At 45.5% G+C, this 22085-nt stretch carries 23 protein-coding genes; 7 read left to right on the top strand and 16 right to left on the bottom strand.

What is annotated here, in order from left to right; all coding sequences use genetic code 11:
• Nucleotides 1–59: 59 nt before the first annotated feature.
• From hflX to V7R42_RS08420, 7 genes are all read right to left on the bottom strand, one after another.
• On the bottom strand, nt 60–1349 hold the full coding sequence (gene hflX, locus V7R42_RS08450) for a ribosome rescue GTPase HflX (RefSeq protein WP_334019731.1): 1290 nt from the start codon (nt 1347–1349) through the stop codon (nt 60–62).
• 17 nt (nt 1350–1366) lie between these two features.
• A complete protein-coding gene (gene hfq, locus V7R42_RS08445) occupies nt 1367–1615 on the bottom strand; it encodes an RNA chaperone Hfq (protein ID WP_014951092.1) in 249 nt (82 codons plus the stop codon).
• A 78-nt stretch (nt 1616–1693) separates the two neighbouring features.
• Nucleotides 1694–2647 (bottom strand): tRNA (adenosine(37)-N6)-dimethylallyltransferase MiaA, encoded by a 954-nt coding sequence (gene miaA / locus V7R42_RS08440; protein WP_334019730.1) that lies wholly within the window; start codon nt 2645–2647, stop codon nt 1694–1696.
• A complete protein-coding gene (gene mutL / locus V7R42_RS08435; RefSeq protein WP_334019729.1) occupies nt 2631–4496 on the bottom strand; it encodes a DNA mismatch repair endonuclease MutL in 1866 nt (621 codons plus the stop codon). Before mutL ends, miaA begins: the two co-directional genes overlap by 17 nt.
• Before the next feature lie 89 nt (nt 4497–4585).
• A complete protein-coding gene (locus tag V7R42_RS08430) occupies nt 4586–5929 on the bottom strand; it encodes an N-acetylmuramoyl-L-alanine amidase (RefSeq protein ID WP_334019728.1) in 1344 nt (447 codons plus the stop codon).
• An 85-nt stretch (nt 5930–6014) separates the two neighbouring features.
• The gene (gene tsaE / locus V7R42_RS08425; protein ID WP_334019727.1) at nt 6015–6497 is read right to left on the bottom strand and encodes a tRNA (adenosine(37)-N6)-threonylcarbamoyltransferase complex ATPase subunit type 1 TsaE; all 483 of its coding nucleotides are present in this window, start codon (nt 6495–6497) and stop codon (nt 6015–6017) included.
• A 75-nt stretch (nt 6498–6572) separates the two neighbouring features.
• Nucleotides 6573–8072 (bottom strand): NAD(P)H-hydrate dehydratase, encoded by a 1500-nt coding sequence (locus V7R42_RS08420; RefSeq protein WP_334019726.1) that lies wholly within the window; start codon nt 8070–8072, stop codon nt 6573–6575.
• A 6-nt stretch (nt 8073–8078) separates the two neighbouring features.
• On the opposite strand from V7R42_RS08420, the gene queG reads away from it, so the two are divergent.
• On the top strand, nt 8079–9221 hold the full coding sequence (queG, locus tag V7R42_RS08415; protein ID WP_334019725.1) for a tRNA epoxyqueuosine(34) reductase QueG: 1143 nt from the start codon (nt 8079–8081) through the stop codon (nt 9219–9221).
• 62 nt (nt 9222–9283) lie between these two features.
• Here the strand turns inward: queG and V7R42_RS08410 are convergent, their stop codons facing one another.
• The 3 genes from V7R42_RS08410 to nudC form a co-directional block, all read right to left on the bottom strand.
• A complete protein-coding gene (locus V7R42_RS08410; RefSeq protein ID WP_334019724.1) occupies nt 9284–9907 on the bottom strand; it encodes a hypothetical protein in 624 nt (207 codons plus the stop codon).
• Nucleotides 9908–9930: 23 nt separating this feature from the next.
• Nucleotides 9931–11022: a uroporphyrinogen decarboxylase gene (hemE, locus tag V7R42_RS08405; RefSeq protein ID WP_334019723.1), complete on the bottom strand. Its 1092-nt coding sequence runs from the start codon at nt 11020–11022 to the stop codon at nt 9931–9933.
• A gap of 267 nt (nt 11023–11289) precedes the next feature.
• Entirely contained in the window at nt 11290–12123 is an 834-nt protein-coding gene (gene nudC / locus V7R42_RS08400) for an NAD(+) diphosphatase (RefSeq protein WP_334019722.1), read from the bottom strand.
• Between the two features lie 161 nt (nt 12124–12284).
• On the opposite strand from nudC, the gene rsd reads away from it, so the two are divergent.
• The 5 genes from rsd (at nt 12285) to V7R42_RS08375 (ending at nt 15437) form a co-directional block, all read left to right on the top strand.
• Nucleotides 12285–12749 carry a sigma D regulator gene (gene rsd / locus V7R42_RS08395; RefSeq protein WP_334019721.1) on the top strand — a complete coding sequence of 155 codons (465 nt, stop codon included), beginning with the start codon at nt 12285–12287 and terminating at the stop codon, nt 12747–12749.
• A gap of 35 nt (nt 12750–12784) precedes the next feature.
• Nucleotides 12785–13258, top strand: coding sequence for a transcriptional repressor (locus V7R42_RS08390; protein ID WP_334019720.1), 474 nt, complete (start codon nt 12785–12787; stop codon nt 13256–13258).
• Nucleotides 13248–13712: a chemotaxis protein CheX gene (locus tag V7R42_RS08385; protein ID WP_334019719.1), complete on the top strand. Its 465-nt coding sequence runs from the start codon at nt 13248–13250 to the stop codon at nt 13710–13712. Before V7R42_RS08390 ends, V7R42_RS08385 begins: the two co-directional genes overlap by 11 nt.
• Nucleotides 13702–14139, top strand: coding sequence for a secondary thiamine-phosphate synthase enzyme YjbQ (locus V7R42_RS08380; RefSeq protein WP_334019718.1), 438 nt, complete (start codon nt 13702–13704; stop codon nt 14137–14139). The genes V7R42_RS08385 and V7R42_RS08380 overlap by 11 nt, the downstream gene beginning before the upstream one ends.
• Nucleotides 14140–14240: 101 nt before the next feature.
• Nucleotides 14241–15437: an OmpA family protein gene (locus V7R42_RS08375; RefSeq protein WP_334019717.1), complete on the top strand. Its 1197-nt coding sequence runs from the start codon at nt 14241–14243 to the stop codon at nt 15435–15437.
• Nucleotides 15438–15669: 232 nt separating this feature from the next.
• On the opposite strand, the gene dnaB is transcribed toward V7R42_RS08375, so the two are convergent.
• From dnaB to V7R42_RS08350, 5 genes are all read right to left on the bottom strand, one after another.
• The gene (gene dnaB / locus V7R42_RS08370) at nt 15670–17055 is read right to left on the bottom strand and encodes a replicative DNA helicase (RefSeq protein ID WP_014999870.1); all 1386 of its coding nucleotides are present in this window, start codon (nt 17053–17055) and stop codon (nt 15670–15672) included.
• 115 nt (nt 17056–17170) lie between these two features.
• Nucleotides 17171–17641, bottom strand: coding sequence for a hypothetical protein (locus V7R42_RS08365; RefSeq protein WP_334019716.1), 471 nt, complete (start codon nt 17639–17641; stop codon nt 17171–17173).
• 254 nt (nt 17642–17895) lie between these two features.
• On the bottom strand, nt 17896–18897 hold the full coding sequence (locus V7R42_RS08360; RefSeq protein WP_334019715.1) for a DUF4097 family beta strand repeat-containing protein: 1002 nt from the start codon (nt 18895–18897) through the stop codon (nt 17896–17898).
• Between the two features lie 13 nt (nt 18898–18910).
• Nucleotides 18911–19423 carry a hypothetical protein gene (locus V7R42_RS08355; protein WP_334019714.1) on the bottom strand — a complete coding sequence of 171 codons (513 nt, stop codon included), beginning with the start codon at nt 19421–19423 and terminating at the stop codon, nt 18911–18913.
• The gene (locus tag V7R42_RS08350) at nt 19416–19991 is read right to left on the bottom strand and encodes an RNA polymerase sigma factor (RefSeq protein ID WP_334019713.1); all 576 of its coding nucleotides are present in this window, start codon (nt 19989–19991) and stop codon (nt 19416–19418) included. The genes V7R42_RS08355 and V7R42_RS08350 overlap by 8 nt, the downstream gene beginning before the upstream one ends.
• A gap of 118 nt (nt 19992–20109) precedes the next feature.
• On the opposite strand from V7R42_RS08350, the gene V7R42_RS08345 reads away from it, so the two are divergent.
• Nucleotides 20110–20760 (top strand): MOSC domain-containing protein, encoded by a 651-nt coding sequence (locus V7R42_RS08345; RefSeq protein WP_334019712.1) that lies wholly within the window; start codon nt 20110–20112, stop codon nt 20758–20760.
• A 21-nt stretch (nt 20761–20781) separates the two neighbouring features.
• Here the strand turns inward: V7R42_RS08345 and V7R42_RS08340 are convergent, their stop codons facing one another.
• A complete protein-coding gene (locus tag V7R42_RS08340) occupies nt 20782–21894 on the bottom strand; it encodes an MBL fold metallo-hydrolase (RefSeq protein WP_334019789.1) in 1113 nt (370 codons plus the stop codon).
• Between the last annotated feature and the right edge of the window lie 191 nt (nt 21895–22085).

The following is a 22085-nucleotide window of genomic DNA, read 5'->3' as shown; positions in this document are numbered from 1 at the left end:
TCCATAGATTACTGTTATATTTTTGAATTTCGCATGCTCAATGCAGTGACTAGCACTGACTAATGTCGCACAACATACTCTGATATTCCGTTTTCCAGACGCTTTTCAAGTCTGTTCCAGTCAGCGGCGGGCATACGTACGTCAACTACCCAGTCTCCCTGACTATCGTATTCTTCACTCGCAATACAGTTTAGTTCGTACAACACACCGCGCAATCGACTTTTTGCAGGCGGAATTTTTAATGTGTAATTCACCATGCTTTTGCCTAAACATTCGGTCAAAGCTTGGCTTAACAATTCCGTCCCTTCACCCGTTTGTGCAGACAACCACACTTTGGTGGGCACACCGTCGTCATTTCTTTCTATACGCGGCTGAACGTCGTCTAGTTTATCAATCTTATTACAGATTAGTAATTGTTGAATGTCACCCGCTTCAATTTCTTCAAGAACGTCGTTCACCTCGTCAATGGTTTCACGAAATTTTGCATCGGCAATGTCGACCACATGAAGCAGTAAATCGGCCTCTTGAGTTTCTTGAAGCGTAGCTTTAAAAGCGGCGACTAAATCGTGGGGAAGATGACGAATAAAACCAACAGTATCGGCCAAAATTGCAGGGCCAACATCTTTTAACTCAATCTTACGTAACGTAGGATCTAGCGTTGCGAACAACTGATCAGCAGCGTAAACGTGTGAGTCGGTAATGGTGTTAAACAGCGTCGATTTTCCCGCGTTCGTATAGCCAACTAAGGATACCGTTGGAATTTCAGCGCGTTTGCGCGAGCGGCGCCCCTGCTCACGTTGCTTTTGCACCTTTTCCAATCGACGAAGGATGGCTTTAATACGACCACGAAGTAATCGACGGTCTGTTTCTAGCTGTGTCTCACCCGGACCGCGAAGACCAATACCACCTTTTTGACGCTCAAGGTGAGTCCATCCTCTGATGAGACGGGTTGAAATATGTCTCAACTGGGCTAGTTCGACCTGCAGTTTACCCTCGTGTGTTCGCGCGCGCTGCGCAAAAATATCGAGAATTAGCCCCGTTCTATCTAACACCCGGCATTTACACATCGCTTCTAAGTTACGCTCCTGAGAAGGAGAAAGCGCGTGGTTAAAAATAACAACGTTAGCATCGTGCGCCTTTACCGCTGCTGCTATTTCCTCTGCCTTACCTGATCCAACAAAAAACTTAGCATGAGGTGCACTGCGTGAGGTCGTGATGACTTCTACCGCGTTCACCCCTGCCGAAGACACAAGTAACTCAAGTTCACTTAAGTCTTCTTTGCTGTTCTCGTCGGAAAAATTGACATGAACAAGTACAGCCTGTTCACCGGCTTCATAACGGTCAAACAAGCGCGTTACCTTTTAATTTATTCACCTTTAGTATTTTCAGAATCTCCTGCACTAGGCATTGTAATAGCGCGTGCTGGAACAACGGTAGAAATAGCGTGCTTGTACACCATTTGGCTTACTGTGTTCTTTAATAAAATAACGAACTGGTCGAACGACTCAACCTGTCCCTGAAGTTTAATACCATTTACCAAATAAATTGATACTGGAATACGTTCCTTACGCAGAGCGTTTAAGAATGGGTCTTGTAATGATTGCCCTTTAGCCATTTGATATCCTTAGTTTTTATTATTAGTGATAGGGATTTCACTACCACTGCCCGTCTAATGTATACCACACTCAAACGTTTAAAGTGTGGCCTTCGCTGTAATTTTAGTCAAATTATCGTTAGCAAATGTGTCTAGCCATGTAACTTGCTCCCACCCCCTCAACCACGTGAGTTGGCGCTTAGCAAGCTGTCTTGTAGCAATAATGCCTCTTTCACGCATTTCTGCATAACTCAATTGGCCATCTAGGTACTGCCACATTTGTCTATATCCTACTGAACGTATAGAAGGTAAACCTTCATGCAGATCACCGCGCTCGTAGAGTTTCAATACTTCTTTTTCGAACCCTTGCTCTAGCATCATGTCGAACCGAGTCGCAATACGTTCGTGCAACACAGCCCTGTCTGCGGGCGCTATGGCAAATTGTGCAATGTTATAAGGGCACTTTTCACCCTCTTGTTGTTGCCAATGTGTCAACGTCAAACCAGTACTTCTATACACTTCCAGTGCACGAGTAATACGCTGTGGGTCATTGGGGTGGATTCTCTCACCACTTATTGGGTCTACACCACGTAATTCATCGTGTAATTTAGACCAACCCAAGCGTTGTGCCTGCTGTGCTATTTCGTCCCGTATCTTTTCATCTGACTTAGGTAGTGGCGAAATTCCATTTATCAAGGCATTAAAGTACATCATTGTACCCCCAGCCAAGATTGGCAACTTGCCGCGCGCTAAAATGTCGCCGATAAGCGCATTCGTATCGTTTACAAATTGCGACACCGAATAACTGTCTGCAGGGTCGATAATATCAATTAAATGATGCACGACACTCGCTTGCTCTTCCTGTGAAGGTTTAGCTGTGCCGATGTCCATACCTTTGTACACAAGGGCCGAATCAACACTTATTATCTCACTGTCAAACTCAGCCGCTATATCAAGCGCCAAGCCTGTTTTACCCGATGCAGTGGGCCCCATAAGTGCTATTACAGGTAATGCAGAATTTATGCCACTGGACACCTTATTCTCCCCATACATCTAGCACTGAATTTAAGGGGCGCACTTTAGCAAATTGCTCAATAATTTCCCATTGTTTCGCTTCGCTTTGCTCATCCAACCAGTACCAAAGAGCATTTGACGTCTCGTCATCTAAAACTTGTTCCGGCAACGATACTGATTTTACGACATCATCGAATGAATTTACTTCATCATTTAGTTCAATTAACAAAAAGTGTTCAAACCACTTGAGCCAAGGCAAGTGCCTGGTACCAGCAGGCACTTGTTGCAGTCGATATTTCCCAGCCACTTTATTTACCTCAAAATGTGCGTCGTTGAGCAATGTAACCAGTTTTTCATTAACGTTATCGAGTGAAACAGCAACAGGCATTAACAATGGTTGCCCATGCTGTGCTTTTAAAAATAGTTCGCTTAACCAGATACTTGCAACTTTAGTTGCACAAAGAAGGTAAATTTTTTCTGACTTTGGGTAAATTCTACACTGAGATGAGAGATTCACACGTTCAATGACAGACACGGCGTCTGAACCATTGGCCCTGTCGCTATTTGGCGTCATCAACGCGTTATAGCTCGTCTGGTATGCCGCGCTTGGACCTCGACTTTGCAGCCTACTTTGGTTTTGCACAGGGCCTGTGCTCCGGCCTCCTGTGTAATTCCCCGCTGATGCAGTTTTCAAACCTCCTGTGAACTGACCATAGGGCGGCTCACTCTGAGATGCTGCGCCAGATGGGTGCTGAGAAGTTTCATTAAATCCACGTGCGTTACTCGGCGTTTGATTCTGTAGAGGCCTGATATAATCGTGCTCTACATTCGGAAGCATAAAGTCTGAGCCCGACGATCGGCTTGAATCTATTCCCGTCATCGGCTGCTCATCAGTCATGGCGTGCAGTGCATTACTCACCGTTTTACAGATAAAGTCGTGCACTAACCGACCTTGTTGAAACCTAACTTCATGCTTGGCCGGATGAACATTCACATCCACATCTTTTGGGTTTACGGTTAAGTACACCACAAAGCTTGGCTGCTCGATAACTCCCCAGACACTCTCATAAGCTTGACGTATAGCATGCATAATAAGCTTGTCTCGCATGCCTCTGCCGTTAACAAAACTGAACTGGCAATCATTGCTGCTGCGAAGCATAGCTTCATTACCTAGCCAAGCGTCAATGTGTAGACCTTCATACTCAGTACTGATATGCACGGCGTTTTGAATAAACTTTTGTCCAACCACGGCGCCAATTCGGGTTGCTAAGCTGCCGGCTTTGTCGGCGATAAAACGCTTCGCTACTTTATCATTGTGTTTTAGAACAAAGGAGACCTTAGGGTAACTCAGTGCTATGCGTTTTATGACTTCTTCAATATGCTGAAATTCGGTTTTTTCCGTGCGTAAAAACTTACGTCTTGCTGGCGTATTGTAAAACAGATCTGCCACATCAATGGTGGTTCCAACAGGATGGGCCGCTGGCTGGATATTTACCGCCATTTCCCTGCCTTCGCAGTAGGCCTGCCACGCCTCACCTTGAGACTCTGTGCGCGACGTCAGCGTTAATCGACTTACCGAGCTGATACTGGCCAGCGCTTCGCCTCGAAAGCCAAGGGATAATATTTGCTCTAAGTCATCAAGGGTGGTGATTTTGCTGGTCGCATGGCGACTCAATGCTAACTGCAATTCACTTTTAACAATGCCCGAACCATTATCTTTTATTCTGATGCGCTTGTGGCCCCCTTTTTCGATATCGACTTCTATCTTAGTGGCACCGGCATCGAGGCTGTTTTCTAGTAATTCTTTCACTACAGACGCTGGGCGTTCTACCACTTCACCAGCGGCAATTTGGTTAGCAAGTTGGGGAGATAAAAGCTGTATAGGCAAAGGTGTACCTTGTGATATTAACTATATGGATTCGATACGATCTTACATGTAGCGCACCGCAGTTTAATCCGATGAAACCAACCCTTAGTTTATGTTCTCGGAATATTTAACACCTGGCCTACGCGTACAACATCGCTTGAAAGATCATTAGCCGCTTTAATGCTACTTACTTTTACATTGTAACGCTGTGCTAACAACGAAAGCGATTCGCCACTTCTTACTTTGTGCGTTCGGTTATTCGCTTTTTCTTGTGCCCACAGTGTACCATCAGGGGGAACTTGCTTGAAGTAACGCTTGGTCGCATTAAACATGGCATTTGCGAGGCGTTCGCGATATTTAGACCAGTTCAGATTTTTCTCTTCTTGCGGATTAGAAATGAATCCAACTTCGACCAAAATAGACGGGATGTCAGGCGCGGTTAATACAGCGAAACTGGCGGCTTGCGGTTTTCTTTTATGAAGACTGGTCACCTGCTTTAATTCTTCAACCACTTTATTACCTAAATCGTGGCTTGTTGCCATGCTGTGATCCATCGATAAACCCAGTATGGTTTCGGTGAGATATCGCTCGCTTGATTTGTCATTAATCACTTCCGCAGCCCCACCTAATAATTCAGAGTGGCGTTCAGATTTCTCTAGCCATCGACCTAGTTCGGTGTCGGCTCTTCGCATAGATAACACCCATACTGAACCACCGCGCGGCTCTGGTTGGCTAAATGCATCGGCATGAATGGATATGAGCAAGTCGGCTTTTTTCTCGCGTGCGATTTCGGGACGACGATTAGGAGAAACATAGTAGTCGTCGCCACGGGTCATAATGGCGCGCATACCACGTTCCCGGTTTATCATGTCTTCCAGCTTTTTCGCGATACTTAGCGTGATGTGCTTTTCATAGGTTCCCGCCGGGCCAATTGAACCAGGATCATGACCACCATGCCCAGCGTCTATGGCAACGATAATGTCTCGGTCGCGGGCGCTTGTGGAGTCATCAATAACCACCGAGCCAGTTGATGTAGACGCAGATAGCGTTGGCTTCGGCGCACTATCCGGTAAATCGACAACCAGCCTGTGCCCGTATGCTCCATCAGGTGTTACAGCAAACAGCGAGGGTTTTGTATTTCTATTAAGTTCAACAACTATTCTGGCAGATGATTTGTTTTTCGGAGTGGAATAACGCAGCTTCTTGATTAGGTCACCGCTGTTTTCTATGCCCGAAAGCTTAGCAGCGTCGCTAGTGTTATTAAAATCGATGACAAGTCGAAGCGGATTTTTAAGCGTAAAGTAAGTGAACTCTGGCGCTGACTTCATATCGAAAACAACGCGGGTATTGTCCGGCGACGGCCATATCCTCACCCCGTCGATGTTATTTTGTGCCCCGTGTGCAATCTGCACCACGAAACACAATAATAATACCGAAACTATACTGCGCACCATAATTAGCCTTTGTTTTATTGTTATGCTGCTTTCGTCTACTCCGAAGCCGCTATTTATTCAGTTTTTCTTTCATTTCGCATTTGCGCTACACGCGCTTGCATTGCTGAAGCAACTTAGCACCGTGGGCACTTTTTGCCTCCAAATGGAACTGCCTACCCGGTGGCGTAATATTTATACTAATCACTAAGTCTGGGGATGCCAAGTATTCGCCCCCTTTTTCCGACCATTCAATAAGCGCGATAGCGCCCGAACCAAAGTAATCGCGAATTCCCATAAATTCTAATTCTTCTGGATCAGCCAAGCGATACAGGTCGAAGTGATAAATATTGACGCCATCCAACTCATAAGGTTCAACCAATGTATAGGTTGGACTTTTAACGCTACCTGAATGACCTAAAGATTGAATGAAATAACGGCTAAATGTCGTTTTCCCTGCACCAAGGTCACCGTTAAGATAAATAACCGCATCGGTAGGGAGTTGACTTGAAACGGCTTGCGCTAAGTCTTTGGCAAGCTGCGCGGTATCATCTACTTCATTAGCAAAAAAAGAGGTATGCGGGTAAGACATCAACAATATTCCACAGTAACAGAAAACCGAATAATACCAGTAGATGCCTGCCCGTTTAAGACAAAACCACGCTAGCTAGTGGTTAATAAGCGCACGTACTGCATCAAATAAATCGCTCGCTATCATACCACGTTGACCATATAGTTGGGCAATATCATCACCCGCCTTGGCATGAAGTACTACACCATACTTTGCTGCGATATCTGTTTCTACGCCTTGCGCAAGTAACGCGCCTAATATTCCGCTCAATACATCACCGCTTCCTGCGGTAGCCATACCAGGATTTCCGTGACGGCAAACCCAGGTTTTCTTCTCATTGTCGATAAGCGTGCCCGCTCCTTTTAGGACACAGACCGCGTGGTACCGCTGTGAGCACTGCCTTGCATAGTTAAAACGGTCGCTTTCTACATCTTCAATAGACACACCAAGTAAACGCGCCGCTTCTCCTGCATGCGGCGTTAAAATACTGTCCGACAAGGTGTATGCTGTCGATTGCTGACACAACAGATTTAGCGCGTCTGCATCAATGACCACAGGCTTATTTTGGCTTTGGCAGTGTTTCATAGTGGTTTCAAATGCGCTTTCTGCCCATCCATCTTGCCCAAGACCCGGCCCAATTACTACACAGGTTGCCCAAGCTAATGCCTCGTCTAAGTTGAAGTCGGTAACCATAAGCTCAGGTCTGCCTGCACTGACCTGAACGACTGACGACTCATGGGTATACACGCGCACCATGCCCGCACCACTTCTGAGCGCCGCCTCACTGGCTAGTCGAATTGCACCTGCTGTTCCGCGATTACCGCCAATGCACAACAGTCGCCCGTAAGTCCCTTTATGGCTATTGATTTCCCGTGGACCCATCCCTTTAAAATGGTCGATATTTAGCATGGTCGCGCTCGCTTTGGCTAGCGCTTGGAACGCTTTGCCAATACCCAAGTCCGCATACACCAACTTACCGCACGACTGTTTACCTGCACCGGTAACAAGCCCAGGTTTTATACCCACAAAAGTCACGGTAATATCTGCCTGGACACAGCGCCCCAGGCTCTGTCCTGTATTCGCATCAAGCCCTGACGGCACATCAACGCTTACTACCGGCGTTGATGACGCATTCACCGCATCAATGATGTCTGCAAACTCATTGCGAATATAGCTATTAATACCTGTACCGAGAAGCGCATCAATCACTACGTCAGACTTCTCGAGGAGCGCAGCGTCAAACCCATTGATACTGCCACCTGAATCGAGCCAGCGCTGCTGTGCTTTGCCAGCATCACCTTCCAGCGTACGTTCAGGCTCAACCGCACATAAATGCACTTGTTTACCCGCAAGTTTTGCGTTTATTGCTGCAATGTAGCCGTCACCCGCATTGTTACCTTGGCCCACCAGCACTAAGTAAACGTCTGAGTTTGGCATAAGCTCAAGACATTGCTTAAATACCACATCGCCGGCTCGTTGCATTAAGGTAAACATATCGCAACCAGAATCCGCAGCGGCTTGTCCCTCATTTTCCCTAACCTGATCGGCCCGAAATAATTTGTATGATAAACTTGACGTTAATTGAGTATCTAGCATGAGCACATGTCCGAATTTAGTTCTATCGACCTTGTTGAATTAACCAACAATATCAAGGCTTGGGGTACAGCGCTAGGCTTTCAACAGGTTGGCATCAGCGATATTGATCTATGTCAGCACGAGGCGCACCTTCAGGAATGGTTAGACAATGGGTATCACGGTGACATGGCCTTTATGGAAAGCCATGGGATGAAGCGTGCCCGGCCCGATGAACTCGTGCCCGGTACATTAAGGGTGATCAGCGTTCGCATGAACTACTTACCGCCAGACGCCTCGTTTGCCAAGCATTTAAAAAAGCCAGAAATAGGGTACATCAGCCGCTATGCATTAGGTCGTGACTACCACAAAGTGCTGCGCAAACGTCTGAAGCAACTGGGAGAAAAAATCACCGCATCCCTAGCGCATACTCAATATCGCCCGTTTGTAGACTCAGCCCCCGTGCTGGAACACGCCATTGCCGAAAAAGCGGGGATTGGCTGGACTGGTAAGCATAGCCTGACACTCAATAAAGAAGCCGGCTCTTGGTTCTTCTTAGGCGAGCTATTCATCAACTTGCCATTACCCACTGACTCACCAATTGAAGAGGGATGCGGCACCTGCACAGCGTGTCTAACCATCTGCCCGACCAATGCAATTGTTGCGCCTTATAAAGTAGATGCCCGTCGCTGTATTTCCTATCTCACCATTGAATCAGACAAAGATATTCCCGAAGATTTACGCCCCATGATGGGCAATCGCATTTATGGCTGTGACGATTGCCAACTTGTTTGCCCTTGGAATCGATTCGCTGATATCACCAGTGAAGAAGATTTTCATCCAAGACAGGTGCTGCACGGTCAAAGCCTTAATGCGCTTTTCAGCTGGTCTGAAGAAGCCTTCTTACGCAATACTGAAGGCTCTCCCATCAGGCGAATTGGCTTCGAGAAGTGGCAGCGTAATATTGCCGTTGCGCTAGGAAACGCACCGTATGATGAACAAAGCATTCTGCTTTTGAAAGAAAGACGAGGGAGCGTAAGTGACTTGGTGGACAGGCATATTGATTGGGCCCTTGAGCGGCAGCAAGAGAAGCAACAAACGGCTGACGCAAAAAACAGGCAGCAAGCCCGGCTTATTCGCGTAATCGAAAAAGGTCTACCAAGAGACGCCTAATGCCAGTAAGAGCTTGAATAAGGCATACCGCGAATTCAATAATCGATATATGGGTTTTGGGGTTAACCCGCTGAAGCAATCTCACTGTTTAAATCAGCCCGAGTGTTTTTCCGATAACCCACACGGGCATTTGGCGAGTGGGAAGCGGCGAACGAAACGTTAAGCTTGAGGCCTCGTTGTGCCACTTGAGTAGTAATAATAGGTGACCCGAACTCCCACCACGGCTCCTGCTCCAACGTTTCAATAACTCGCGATAGCTCACTTTCAGAACCGTTATACTCACCGGTTATTTCACAATACCCGTTCTCACATTTTACTGAGTCCAAGACAAAGCGCTCGCTGTTAGGGGGCAACGCGAAAAACATATTGAGAGAGCCTTCAGTCCTTGTGTAGAAAACCTCTGGCGCCATAATTTGGGCACTCTCAGCAACAGGGGCTGCATTCATCACGCCGCTTTTCGCTTTGCTAGTATCTGAGTGCGTTGCGCTAGCTTCATTCGATACAAGCTTGGCAGCAGGCTTAATAACCTTCAGCTCACTTGTTTCCGTGGCGCGAGAGCGCGCTAACACATTGGTTAGTCGTTCTTTATCTGCATTGGACTCGCTGAGCTGGTGTTGATAGCCAGAAAATTTATACCCCGCTATCAATGCAAACGCTATCAGCAACAACACAAACCACGTTTTCATTCCACTTCCTTTATTGAAGTCGCTTACTTGTGATATTGCTTACTAAGTTCGTGTACCGCATTAACGAATACACCGGCATTTTCAGGTGGAACGTCTAAATGAATACCGTGACCTAAATTAAATACGTGACCGCTTCCTTCGCCGTAGCCTTCTAGAATGGATGCCACTTCCTGCTTAATTCTTTGCGGTTGAGCATACAACATAGACGGGTCCATATTGCCTTGAAGCGCGACTTTGTCGCCAATACGCGCCCGCGCTTCTTTAATGTCGATAGTCCAGTCTAGACCTACTGCGTCACAACCTGTCGCCGCAATTGACTCTAGCCACATACCACCGTTTTTCGTGAACAAGGTTACAGGTACTTTACGGCCTTCGTTTTCTCGGGTTAGCCCGCTTACGATGCGCTCCATGTACTGAAGTGAAAACTCTTTATAGTCACGAGGCGATAGCACGCCGCCCCAAGTATCAAATACCATGACAGATTGCGCACCTGCGGCAATTTGCGCGTTAAGGTACTCTGTGACTGAATCGGCTAATTTGGCTAGCAGCGCATGGAGCGTAGCTGGCTCTGCAAAGGCCATTTTCTTAATTTTAGTAAAGGCTTTACTCGAACCGCCTTCAACCATGTAAGTCGCTAGTGTCCAAGGGCTTCCAGAAAAACCAATTAGCGGCACCTCTCCTTTTAATTCACGGCGAATAGTGCGAACGGCATTCATTACATACTGCAATTCGCCTTCTGGATCAGGAAGGCCAACCTTATCCACGTCTGCTTTACATGTAATAGGATTTTTAAAACGCGGACCTTCGCCAGTTTCGAAGTACAAGCCAAGACCCATGGCATCAGGAATGGTCAAAATATCAGAAAACAGAATGGCAGCGTCTAGAGGGAAACGGCGTAACGGTTGTAGCGTTACTTCACAGGCAAGCTCAGCATTTTTGCACAACGACATAAAATCGCCTGCTACTGCGCGAGTCGCTTTGTACTCTGGAAGATAACGCCCAGCTTGTCGCATCATCCATACCGGTGTGACATCAACCGGCTGCTTAAGTAACGCACGTAAATAACGATCGTTCTTTAACGCGGGCTTATCAACACTGGGGAAATTTTGCGACATATAACTCACCTAAATTACTGGAAAAACAAGAGCGAGAAAGTATACCAGTATTCTTAACTAAGGTGTGCTAAAACCTGTATTAAAAAATCGACGCTTCACAGTGAATCGACGTAGTGTCGATTATTGAAGACAAACAATACTTGAACATTACTTTAAAAAGACACTTGCACTTAAAGTGAGTGTTTGCTATTACTGTATGTGTCAAAGAAAAGAAGCCCTACACGGGACCGTGCTAAACTTATTGAAACCCTGCCTCGGCAGGGTTTTTTATTTGTTGCCAATTAGAGACACCGTTTCAGTAATTAACTGCCCTGCAATGGACACCCTCGGTGGAATAGTCGGCAGCGCGCTTGTATCAAACCATTGCGCGTCATCTATCTCGTTTGCCTGGCAACGAATTTCCCCTTCGTCATACTCAGCAATGAACCCAACCATTAGGGAGTGGGGGAATGGCCATGGTTGGCTGCTGAAGTAGCGCAAATTTTTAACCTTAACACCAACTTCTTCGAAAACTTCTCTGTGGACGGCTTGCTCCAAGCTTTCCCCACTCTCCACAAAGCCCGCGAGGGTTGAGTACATATTCGATTCCCTGTGACGTACTCCTTTCGCTAACAGGATTTTTTCATTGTCGTGAATAGACACAATGATACAAGGAGATACCCTTGGGTAAGTGCGGTGACTACAGCGGTGACATTGCATAGCCATTTCCCAATCGACACGTTCAGTTTTCGCCCCGCATTGCCCGCAATATTGATGAGTCCGCAAGAAATGAACATATTGCCACGCACGTCCGATAACGGAAAAGGCGATATCGTATTCAGCGAAAAGAAGCTGTCTAAGGGAAACCCGTTCCCAACCCGGTTCATTAACGTGTTCAGCGCCCAAATCAACAACGAAAACAGGCAATTCCCTGTGCGCTGTTTCATTTAGCGGTGGAAGCTGATGAATTTCGTCTATATATGATGCTAAAAACGGAATATCACTTAAGTAAGCGACGGGGATAGATTCAGACGATTCTTGCACTATTATTTTACCACGACTAAAAACCACCCACATGGCTTGCTGATCAGTTAGTTTCGCTTCATCCAACTTTATCATCATTGCACAATACTCCTGTTCTTTGGTGCTTCATACTACACTAACTGATGGGCGTAATGATCGTTACCATACATTTAGAAGCGAACTTTTTCGCGCAAAATTTGTGTCGCTTGTGCACAGTGTTATACTGAAACCTATTGTCGCTAAACGGGTAACACATCAAAATGTTGCAACAGTTAGAAAGCGTTAAATCAAAATGGGGCGGGAAAAGTCAGGTTATTGACCGCTGGTTATTGGACCGACAGGCGTTGTTAGTTTCATTTTGTGATCTAGCAGGCATCAATAAGCGAAGCGAATGCTTACCTAATCCAGATGATATAGACAGCTTTTGCAACGCGTTACTCGATTATTTGTCAGTGGGACACTTTGAAGTTTTCGACATGTTGGTTGAAAACGACAATGAGGGTCTTGTGCTAAAAGATAAACTTTATCCCAGACTGACAAAAACCACTGACGCAGCACTCGCATTTAATGATACGTTTGCACAAGCAGTAACACCGAAGCAGGCGGCTGAATTTGACTCAGCGCTAGCCGAGCTTGGAGAGACATTAGAAGAGCGCTTTGCCTTGGAAGATGAGTTGATCGCTCATGTGCACACTAGAAAACGTGATCCAGAAGTGACGCTTTAATATAACAATGAAAGTCGAGTTTACGGTTATCATCAATGAACAAAACCACACTTATTCATAAGGCACGGGCTTATTGCGAGCAGCGCGGTGCCAGATTTACACCGCTTAGAGAAAAGGTGTATGAAATTCTCGTTTCAAAACACGGCCCTATGGGCGCTTATGAACTACTCGACTCTCTAAAAGAAACAGAGTCTAGTGCCAAACCAGCAACGGTGTATCGCGCCCTTGATTTTCTTCTCGATTTTGGGTTTATTCACCGTCTAGAGTCTACGAATGCGTTTGTGGCCTGCTATCATTTTGGTTGTAACCACCCTGTTCAGTTTCTAATTTGTGACAGCTGTGGTGATGTTGCTGAAATTCAATCTGAAGGTCTTCAAGAGACCCTTGATAGCCAAGCAAAGCAACACGGATTCAAAGTATCGAAACAAACTATAGAGGCCCATGGATTATGTGCCGATTGTCAACAAACGGAAGATCACGCTGCCCAGGAGAGTCTACATGAATGCTGATTTTGTGAACCCGTTTATTGCTGGTCTTTTGAACGTGCTTGAAACCATGGCTCAAACTAAACTGACCCCAGGGAAGCCCAAGCGCAAACAAAGTGATATTGCCAAAGGCGATGTATCGGGATTAATTGGTATGGTTGGACCCGACGTTCGCGGCTCTATGTCAATCACCTTTGACGAAGCCTTAGCCCTTACCATTATGGAAAGAATGGTAGGCGAACGCCCAGAGAAGCTCGATGCAGAAGTAGGCGACATGGTTGGCGAAGTAACCAACATGATTTGCGGAAATGCAAAGCGAGATCTGGCTGAGCGAGGCTACGAGTTTGGAATGGCAACGCCAATCGTTGTATCAGGAAAGCAACATACAATTAGTCACCAGGTTGATGGTGCTAAAATTATTCTTCCTTTTATGTGCGACGAAGGATTAGCGCATTTGGAAATCTGTTTTGACAAATAATTTCTGGCAGTCTGAAAAAATTACACTCGACAGCTATCCAAGAGGATTTCACCTGATAACACAGCAGGTGGAATCTGCCCTTCCCGGTATTCGTCATATTGAAGTTGGTCTTTTGCATCTATGGCTTCAGCATACTAGCGCAAGTTTGACCATCAATGAAAATGCCGACCCGACTGTACGGCACGATATGGAGGCGTTCTTTAACCATAGTGTAAAAGAAGAGCTTTCCTTTTTCCGGCATACTTACGAAGGTAAAGATGATATGCCTGCTCACTTAAAATCGAGTATACTAGGGTGTCAACTTACTATACCTGTCCAACAAGGCAAACTTGCACTTGGCACGTGGCAGGGAATTATGCTCGGCGAACACCGAGATCATGGTGGAAGACGAACAATTATTGCCACATTACAAGGGATTACAGCCTAACCCATATTATAAATGGCACAATTTGTGCTTACTTTACACATCAAGCACAACACAAAATTATCAAAAATCGATAATCACTCAACGTTAAACAGGATGTGACTATGAAACAACACTTTAAAATGGCAGCGTTATCTCTTGCTGTAATTTCCTCGACTAATGCATTTGCACAAGACGCTTCAGAGCCAGAATACAAAAACTGGTTTGGTTTGTCTGGTATGTATTACAACACTGACGACTCACGCCCTCTTTCACTTACTGAAGGCGAAGTATACGACAACGGTTTAGGCGCGACGTTCGAGTACGGATTCCGTTTCACTCAAAGCTGGGCCGCTCGTTTAGAATTTACTGCGCTGGAACTTGATTATGCTGGTAGTGGCGATGATAACGGCGAGATGATCGGTGTTGATGCGCTTTATTTTATGCCAAATGATGCATGGTTCTTATTCGGTGGTGTTAAGCGTCAAGCAATAGGCGATTCAACTACACTTGGTAACATCGGTATTGGTAAACACTGGGACATCCATGAAGATGTTAAACTGGTTACTGAAATCGCCGCTTATCACGACTTCGGTGAAGACTACAACGATTATAGCGTTAAAGTAGGTCTTGCAATTCCATTCGGTAAGAGCACGCCTTCTATGCCTAAAGACAGCGACAATGATGGCGTTGTAGATAGCAAAGACCAGTGTCCAATGACACCGGCCGGCGTTCGTGTTGACGCCAACGGCTGTAGCATCGATGACGACAACGATGGTGTACTAAACAATGTTGATCAGTGTCCTAACACACCGGCCGGCACTAAAGTAGATGCAACTGGTTGTGCAATTAAAGATTCTGACAACGATGGTGTTGTAGACAGCAAAGACATGTGCCCTGACACACCTGCTGGCGTGAAAGTTGACGCTAAAGGCTGTACAGTGTTTGACGAAGAGACAGTAGAAATTACGCTACGCGTTCTATTCGACAACGAAAGTGCTGTTGTGAAAATGCCAAAAGATCCAGAAATTGCTGAATTCGCTGAATTCATGAAGCAGTATCCTTCAACAACTGCGGTAATCGAAGGTCACACTTCTGCGCCAGGTACTGAAGCTTACAACATGGACCTTTCTAAGCGTCGTGCTGCTAACTTCAAAGAAGTTATGGTAGACATGTACGGAATCGAAGGCTCTCGTTTAGAGACTATCGGTTACGGCGAAACACAGCTTCTAGATACTGCTAAAAATGCTGAAGCTCACCGTATTAACCGTCGCATATCAGTGACAGTTAAAGACACAGTGAAAGTAGCTGAAGAAAAGTAATTCATTTTATATGAATTGAAAAAGGCGCCGAAAGGCGCCTTTTTTGTGTCTGTTGCCCCTCAAAAAGCAAGCTTTAGCAGCAGTAAAAGTCATTCTTCGCAGGACTATCCTTCAGTAATAAAAACTCATTTACAGTGCTAATTTAACTGGGGTTTGTTAACCCAACAAAAGCATCGGAATATCTATAGAGTTTGTTGATTAGCACAAACCATGAAGCTGCTAAAAGGCGGAGCTAATACTCGTCTGCTATGGCAGGGCCTGCGTAGTTGTCAAATCGGGAGAACTGACCTTGGAAGGTGAGTCGGCAGGTACCAATTGGGCCATTACGTTGTTTACCAATAATTATTTCCGCAATGCCTTTGTACTCGCTATTTTCGTGATAAACCTCATCACGATAAATAAACATGATAAGGTCGGCGTCCTGCTCAATTGAGCCAGATTCACGAAGGTCTGAGTTAACTGGGCGTTTGTCAGCACGTTGTTCCAGCGTACGGTTAAGCTGAGAAAGTGCTACAACAGGTACTTCAAGTTCTTTCGCCAACGCCTTTAATGAGCGAGAAATTTCCGCAATTTCCAACGTACGGTTATCGCTCAATGACGGTACTCGCATTAATTGGAGGTAATCCACCATGATAAGGCTTATTCCGCCGCGCTCTCGCGCTAGCTTTCGAGCACGGCTTCTCACATCCATTGGTGTAAGACCTGAGGAATCATCAACAAACAAGCTGTCTTTGTCTTTAAGCATGGCCATGGTATTAGATATGCGCGCCCAGTCTTCATCGTCTAGCTGCGCAGTACGAATCTTGGTTTGATCTACGCGGCTTAATGATGCCAGCATACGCATCATGATTTGCTCTGAAGGCATCTCAAGACTGAAAACCAGTACAGGCTTATCTTCGGCCATCATTGCGTTTTCAATCAAGTTCATGGCAAAGGTGGTTTTACCCATCGATGGACGAGCCGCAACAATGATAAGATCAGAAGGCTGCATACCACTGGTCATTTTGTCTAAATCGGTGAAGCCTGTTGTAACACCGGTCACCTCTTTATTGGTTTTCACCAATTCTTCTAGACGATCGATGGTCTTGCCTAGAATTGACTCAACATCGCGAGGGCCTTCGTTTTCACCGGTCCTTCGCTCGGCGATTTCGAATACCTTACTTTCCGCAAGGTCAAGAATATCTGCGCTGTCACGGCCTTCGGGATTGTACCCTACTTCAGCGATTTCATGCGCAACGCCGATAAGTTCGCGTGTAATAGCACGCTCGCTGATAATTTGCGCATAAGACACGACGTTCGCAGAACTTGGGGTATTTTTAGCAAGTTCACCTAAGTAGGCAAAACCACCCGCATCTTCCAGTTCATCATGCTTTTCCAGCTCTTCTGATACCGTAATTAGGTCAATTGGCTGGCTACTGTTTAGTAGTCGAGTGATAGCACGAAAGATAATTTGGTGTGAGCGATTATAGAAATCATTATCGGTGACGAGTTCCGCGACCTTGTCCCAGCTTTCGGGGTCGATAAGCATGCTGCCTAAAACAGATTGCTCAGCCTCAATGCTATGAGGTGGAACCTTCAATTTCTCAACATTTTTATCGTTTTTAGACGCAGACGCCACAAGTGAAACCTATTCCAATGAACAAAAGTCAGTTGGATATTATGCGCTTTTAACGCTCATCTCTCAACAAAGGAAGTAGGACTTTTGTTGTGAAAGCACAAAAAGGCGACATCGTTTAAAGCGTTTTCTCCAGCTTTAAAAACGTACCATCCACCAAGGTATAGGTATTACGGTTTTCCTGAAAGATTAGGGTAGAACCTAGGACATCAGTGCTTTTTGCGCAAGACAAACTCACTTCAGTAATCTTGTCGTCGCTAAAGCCGAGCGATGATGGAGAGGCTTTAAAAGCAGCATAAAAATCTTGATTACTGATATTTTTCGTTGAATACACCGGTGACTCACAAAATGCCTGATCGAGTTTAGCCGAGTCTGAAGCATAGGTTACAGAGCGACCTAAGAACTTTTCTGATTCTGAAACAGAGTGGGCGGAAATACCCGGATTATAGGCCTTAGTTACAACCCACGTCCCCTCGTAGTAAGCAGGCTCTTGAACAGCACAACCTAAGGTAAACGCGCAAATCCCAAACGCACCAATAATTAGGCTATGAAACCGCCAAAACCTTTTGACGTGTCCAACAATACTCAATTTGACCTCCATGCATAAAACAATTAACTGCGCGATTTTCTTAGGCGTAGCGCGCAGTATTCCTACCGTGTACCTAAGAGCGATTAAAATGTAGTTTTGTTACTTTTAAGCGCTCAATCACACATTTTTAGCGACCAAACAAAAAAGCTGCAGTAACTCGCAGCTTTTCAATACTCACCACATATCTGATTAATAAATGTGGACTAAACTCTTTTTTTCAACCTAAAGTTTCAATTGCCTTGCCTATAGCTTATTCACTTTTGGTCTATTTCGATTCGGCCGTGTACCGTAGAGATGTCTACATTTGCGGCACCACCGTTATGGATAAAGCGTAGCCAGCTACCTGGGCCGTACTTCGGCTTTTGCGACTTTTCATCGCTGATATTATTCACAATATTGCCGCCTGCGTGCGTTTCAATATCAAATTGCGCCGATACGCCATCTTGAAAGACAAATTCCATCGAGCCCCCCACAGAGTTAGCCTTAACACTACCGTTCTTGTTAAGGCCTAAACTAGCGAAAGTACGCCCATTAACTGTATTAATCTGCAATACATCAACCGCTTGAAGGGCTACATCAATTCGACCGTTTACGGTTTCTACTGATACGTCTGGGCTATCGGAAGCGATGTCGAGCTTACCATTTACTGACGCAAAGCTTACTGGCGTGTTTCCTGAGTGTGTCGCTTCAATTTCGCCGTTTACTGTTTCCGCCTCTAATCGACCTCTTACGTTCTCAAGCACGATATCACCATTCACCGACTCGACCTCAACACGCTCACCAATGTTTTTAAGTGTGACGTCGCCGTTCACGACTTCGACATCTACTGCTTTTGTAACACCTTCCGCAATAAGGTCTGCATTGACCGCGGTGTAATGAAGATCGCTTGCTTTAGGTATGTAGATAACAAGGTCGTCGCCATCTTTCCCTTTATTGAACCAGCTCTTTGATTGGCGCTCTACTTCAACGTGTATAACTACAACATCTCCACGTCTTTCAAAGATAAACTCCTCGGTTTGATCGCCAAGTTCACCGGTGACACGAACCTGAGACTTATCCCAAACTCGGATATCCGCTTTTCCGTTAATGTGTTCAATGTCTACTTTCGGCGAAGACGATGTATCAATGGTCTTATCTACTTTTTCCCCTGCAAATGCCGCTGCAGCAATACTTAGCAGCGCAGTAGTCAGTATCACCTTAGCCGCAACAGGTGTTTTAAACGTGTGCAAAAATGCGTTTTTCGTATTCATGTTCATTTTCAAACCCTTATTAAATTTGCTGCCATTTTGGCGCGTGCACTCGCTCAATTAAGGCAATTTGCTGTTGATATACGTGATGCAGCATTTTGATTAATGCTGAGTTGTCTGGGTCGTCCTTTAACGCCGCTTTGATTACATCAGCAGCATCGTCTAATTCTTTTAATTGCTCTTGCCAATCTTCAGTTAGCGCTGTTGTACTTTCATAACTAGCAAGAAGACTATTTACTTGTTGTTGCTGTTGCATACTCATTGCGTCAATCAGGGCATAGCCATCACTTCGGCTTTCATCAGCTTTAAACGCAAAAGGAGCAGCAAACCACAATACAGTAACTAAACAAACGCTTGCGGCTATCGCTATCCAATGTTTCGATGTAACCGTAGGAGATGAAGCGCCATCATTTGCAGGGTTGTCTTGAGCCGATGCTATACCTAGCTCTATGCCTCGCCACAGATCTCGCTCGGGCTGCTTCTCTTTTGGTAGCTCAGAAACATGCTGAGCAAGCTTGTCGTCAAAATTACTCATCATCGACTCCCATAAAATCTTTTAATAATTGCTTAGCACGGAAAAATTGCGCTTTGCTCGAGCCCACTGCCATATTCAACATATTTGCAATGTCTTCGTGTCGGTAGCCTTCAAGCGCATGGAGCACGAATACCATTCTGGCTCGCTCAGGAAGGCGAATAATCAATGCCTCTAAATCCACATCAGTGCTGTTACCCTCAGCCGGCATCTCGTTAATACCGCTGTTTTCCAAGTTGAACATGCGCTGCATCCAACCTTTCTGCTTTCGCATATAGGAAATGGTGATATTTGCCGTTACGCTATGTAACCACGTGGAGAATTGGCTTTGCCCATCAAAGTTACCGAGCTTTTTCCATAACTGAATAAAAACTTCTTGCGAAGCATCCTCTGCCATTCCCTTTTCACCTGTAAGCCGGTAACAAAGCGCGTAGACACGCCCGACATGTTCATCGTAAAGAGTACGAAACGCCTGCTTGTCGCCACTTTTCGCTTTAGATATCAGCGCATTTTCGCTTTTGTTACCAAACACCACATTGGCGTGTACAACACGTTGTTGTGTGTGTTCCATTTTTTTCTCTTTGTTATTTATGGTGCTGATTAGCATTAGCACTTGTTAGTGTTATAAGGTTAGTCGTACCCTATAGTAGAAAGGTTTAAATGCACAAAACTATTTTTTTGGAGATGCCATGTCTACCTCATTTTCTGTTAACGCTTTGTTTGCTGGAAAACCTCGGCCACTGGGCCCTCGTGGGGCACCAAGCAGTATAGTCAAAAGCCCCGTCGACGCGTTAACGGTACATATGGACAGGACTAATGAAGACGAACAGGCCAATAAACGCCTTCACGGTGGGCCAGAAAAAGTGCTACATCAGTTCAACCCGACCAATTATCTAACATTAAAAAAGCATTTTCCTGAAGGCGAATTTTCGCTGGGCAGCATTGGCGAAAACATCAGTGTAGAGGGCATGGACGACGCTACCGTTTATATCGGCGATATCTGGAAGTTCGGCGACGTTGAACTGCAAGTAAGTGCACCACGTGCGCCTTGCAATAAAATCTCTCAACGCTTCGAGATCCCCAATTTGGATAGGTTTGTCGGGGAACGAGGTATCACTGGCTGGTATTACCGGGTTATTAAAACCGGAACCATCAGTGTTGGCGACGAAGTAACACTACTGCACCGTGAGGACGATACCGTTAACGTTCACACCCTGATGCAATGCGCCCATACCAAAGCAGACAAAGCACTGGCCCAAAAGCTAGCGAAACTTGAGGCGCTTGACGATGAATGGCGGGGAAAATGCCAGAAGATTGCAGATAAAACTACGGATAAATAGGCTATTGATGTGAAGACGCGCTTAAAAAGACGCCTGCTCACCTTCATTCAAAATAATCCAAGGCATTGAAAGGTTTAGCTGCTGCTTCATTTTCATCAATCGAAATAGCGCAGAATGTGACGTTTTGTCTCCCATCATCCAGCTAGAATTTCCATAGCCCCAAGGCACTACGGCTTTACAGCCTAAGTCTTGGGCCGCAATAATGGCATCTTCTGGCGTAGTATGTACCTTGCGATACCATTTAGGTGAGGTTTCGCTGAAATAAGACGCTATGGGTAACAGGCAAACATCTATTTCCCCAAAGCGGGCCTTAATGTCTTCGAAGTGGGGTGAATATCCCGTATCACCCGCAAAGAACAATGTTTTGCCTTCACTCTCAAATAACCAACCACCCCACAATGTAGCATTGTCGTCCTCGTACAAATAAGGCACCCATATTCGGTTACTAAAATGATGGGCAGGCACGAAGTGAATAGAGGTTTTGCCTATGTTTTTGCTGGTATACCACGTCATCTCACTGATGGTATAGCCTCTATTTGGAAAGTGCTCAGCGAAACCTAACGGAACTAAATACTCAGGCTTCGGGCCTAGCTCGGCAATATCTGATTTATTAAAATGATCATAGTGTATATGGGAATAAACCACAGCATCGGTTTGTGCGAGTTTGTCTTCATCTATCTTAGCGGGTTCTTTGCGGTTGAATCCTTCCACCAATCGAAACGCCCAGTTAACGGGCCAATCAAACTGGCCAAACACGGGGTCGATGAGTATTTGCTCACCACTTGCTGTATTTAGTACAAAGCTCGCGTGCCCTAACCAAGTGACGGTAAAGCCTGTCTGTAAATTCACTGGCGGATTGTTGCCAACGAACTGACAATTTTGCATGTCACTTTCACACTCAATATCGGGAGATGCTGGGTAGCAATCATCATTACACGTGACAGGGTATGCTTTAAAACCGTCGTAAATATTACTGAATCTATCCTCATAACCCGGCTCATCTGAGTATTTGATTACCGCATTTTTATTTTCTATTTGAGTAATATGATTTGAACTAGCGCAACCGGTTACAATACTTCCTACTGCCACCAGCAATGCCGACAACGTCGTTAACTTCTTTACACTAAATACCATTTTTAACATCGCGTCCTTGGGATTCAAATTTAGTAAGGCAGGGCGTTTAAATTTACCGCTGCATCTATATTTAATTGACTCTCCTGTGCACTTCGACAAGCACTGAGATAGCTAATAATGCCTATTGTAAAGCGAGAAACCATCCGCACCACCGTAAATTTGTAACAATATAAAAGCGCGCGTTACCAGCC

Source organism: Alteromonas sp. S015 (genome assembly GCF_036864485.1).
Lineage (GTDB): Bacteria > Pseudomonadota > Gammaproteobacteria > Enterobacterales > Alteromonadaceae > Alteromonas.
The sequence above is the reverse complement of the archived record's forward strand: the minus strand, read 5'-3'. Positions and strand labels throughout refer to the sequence as shown.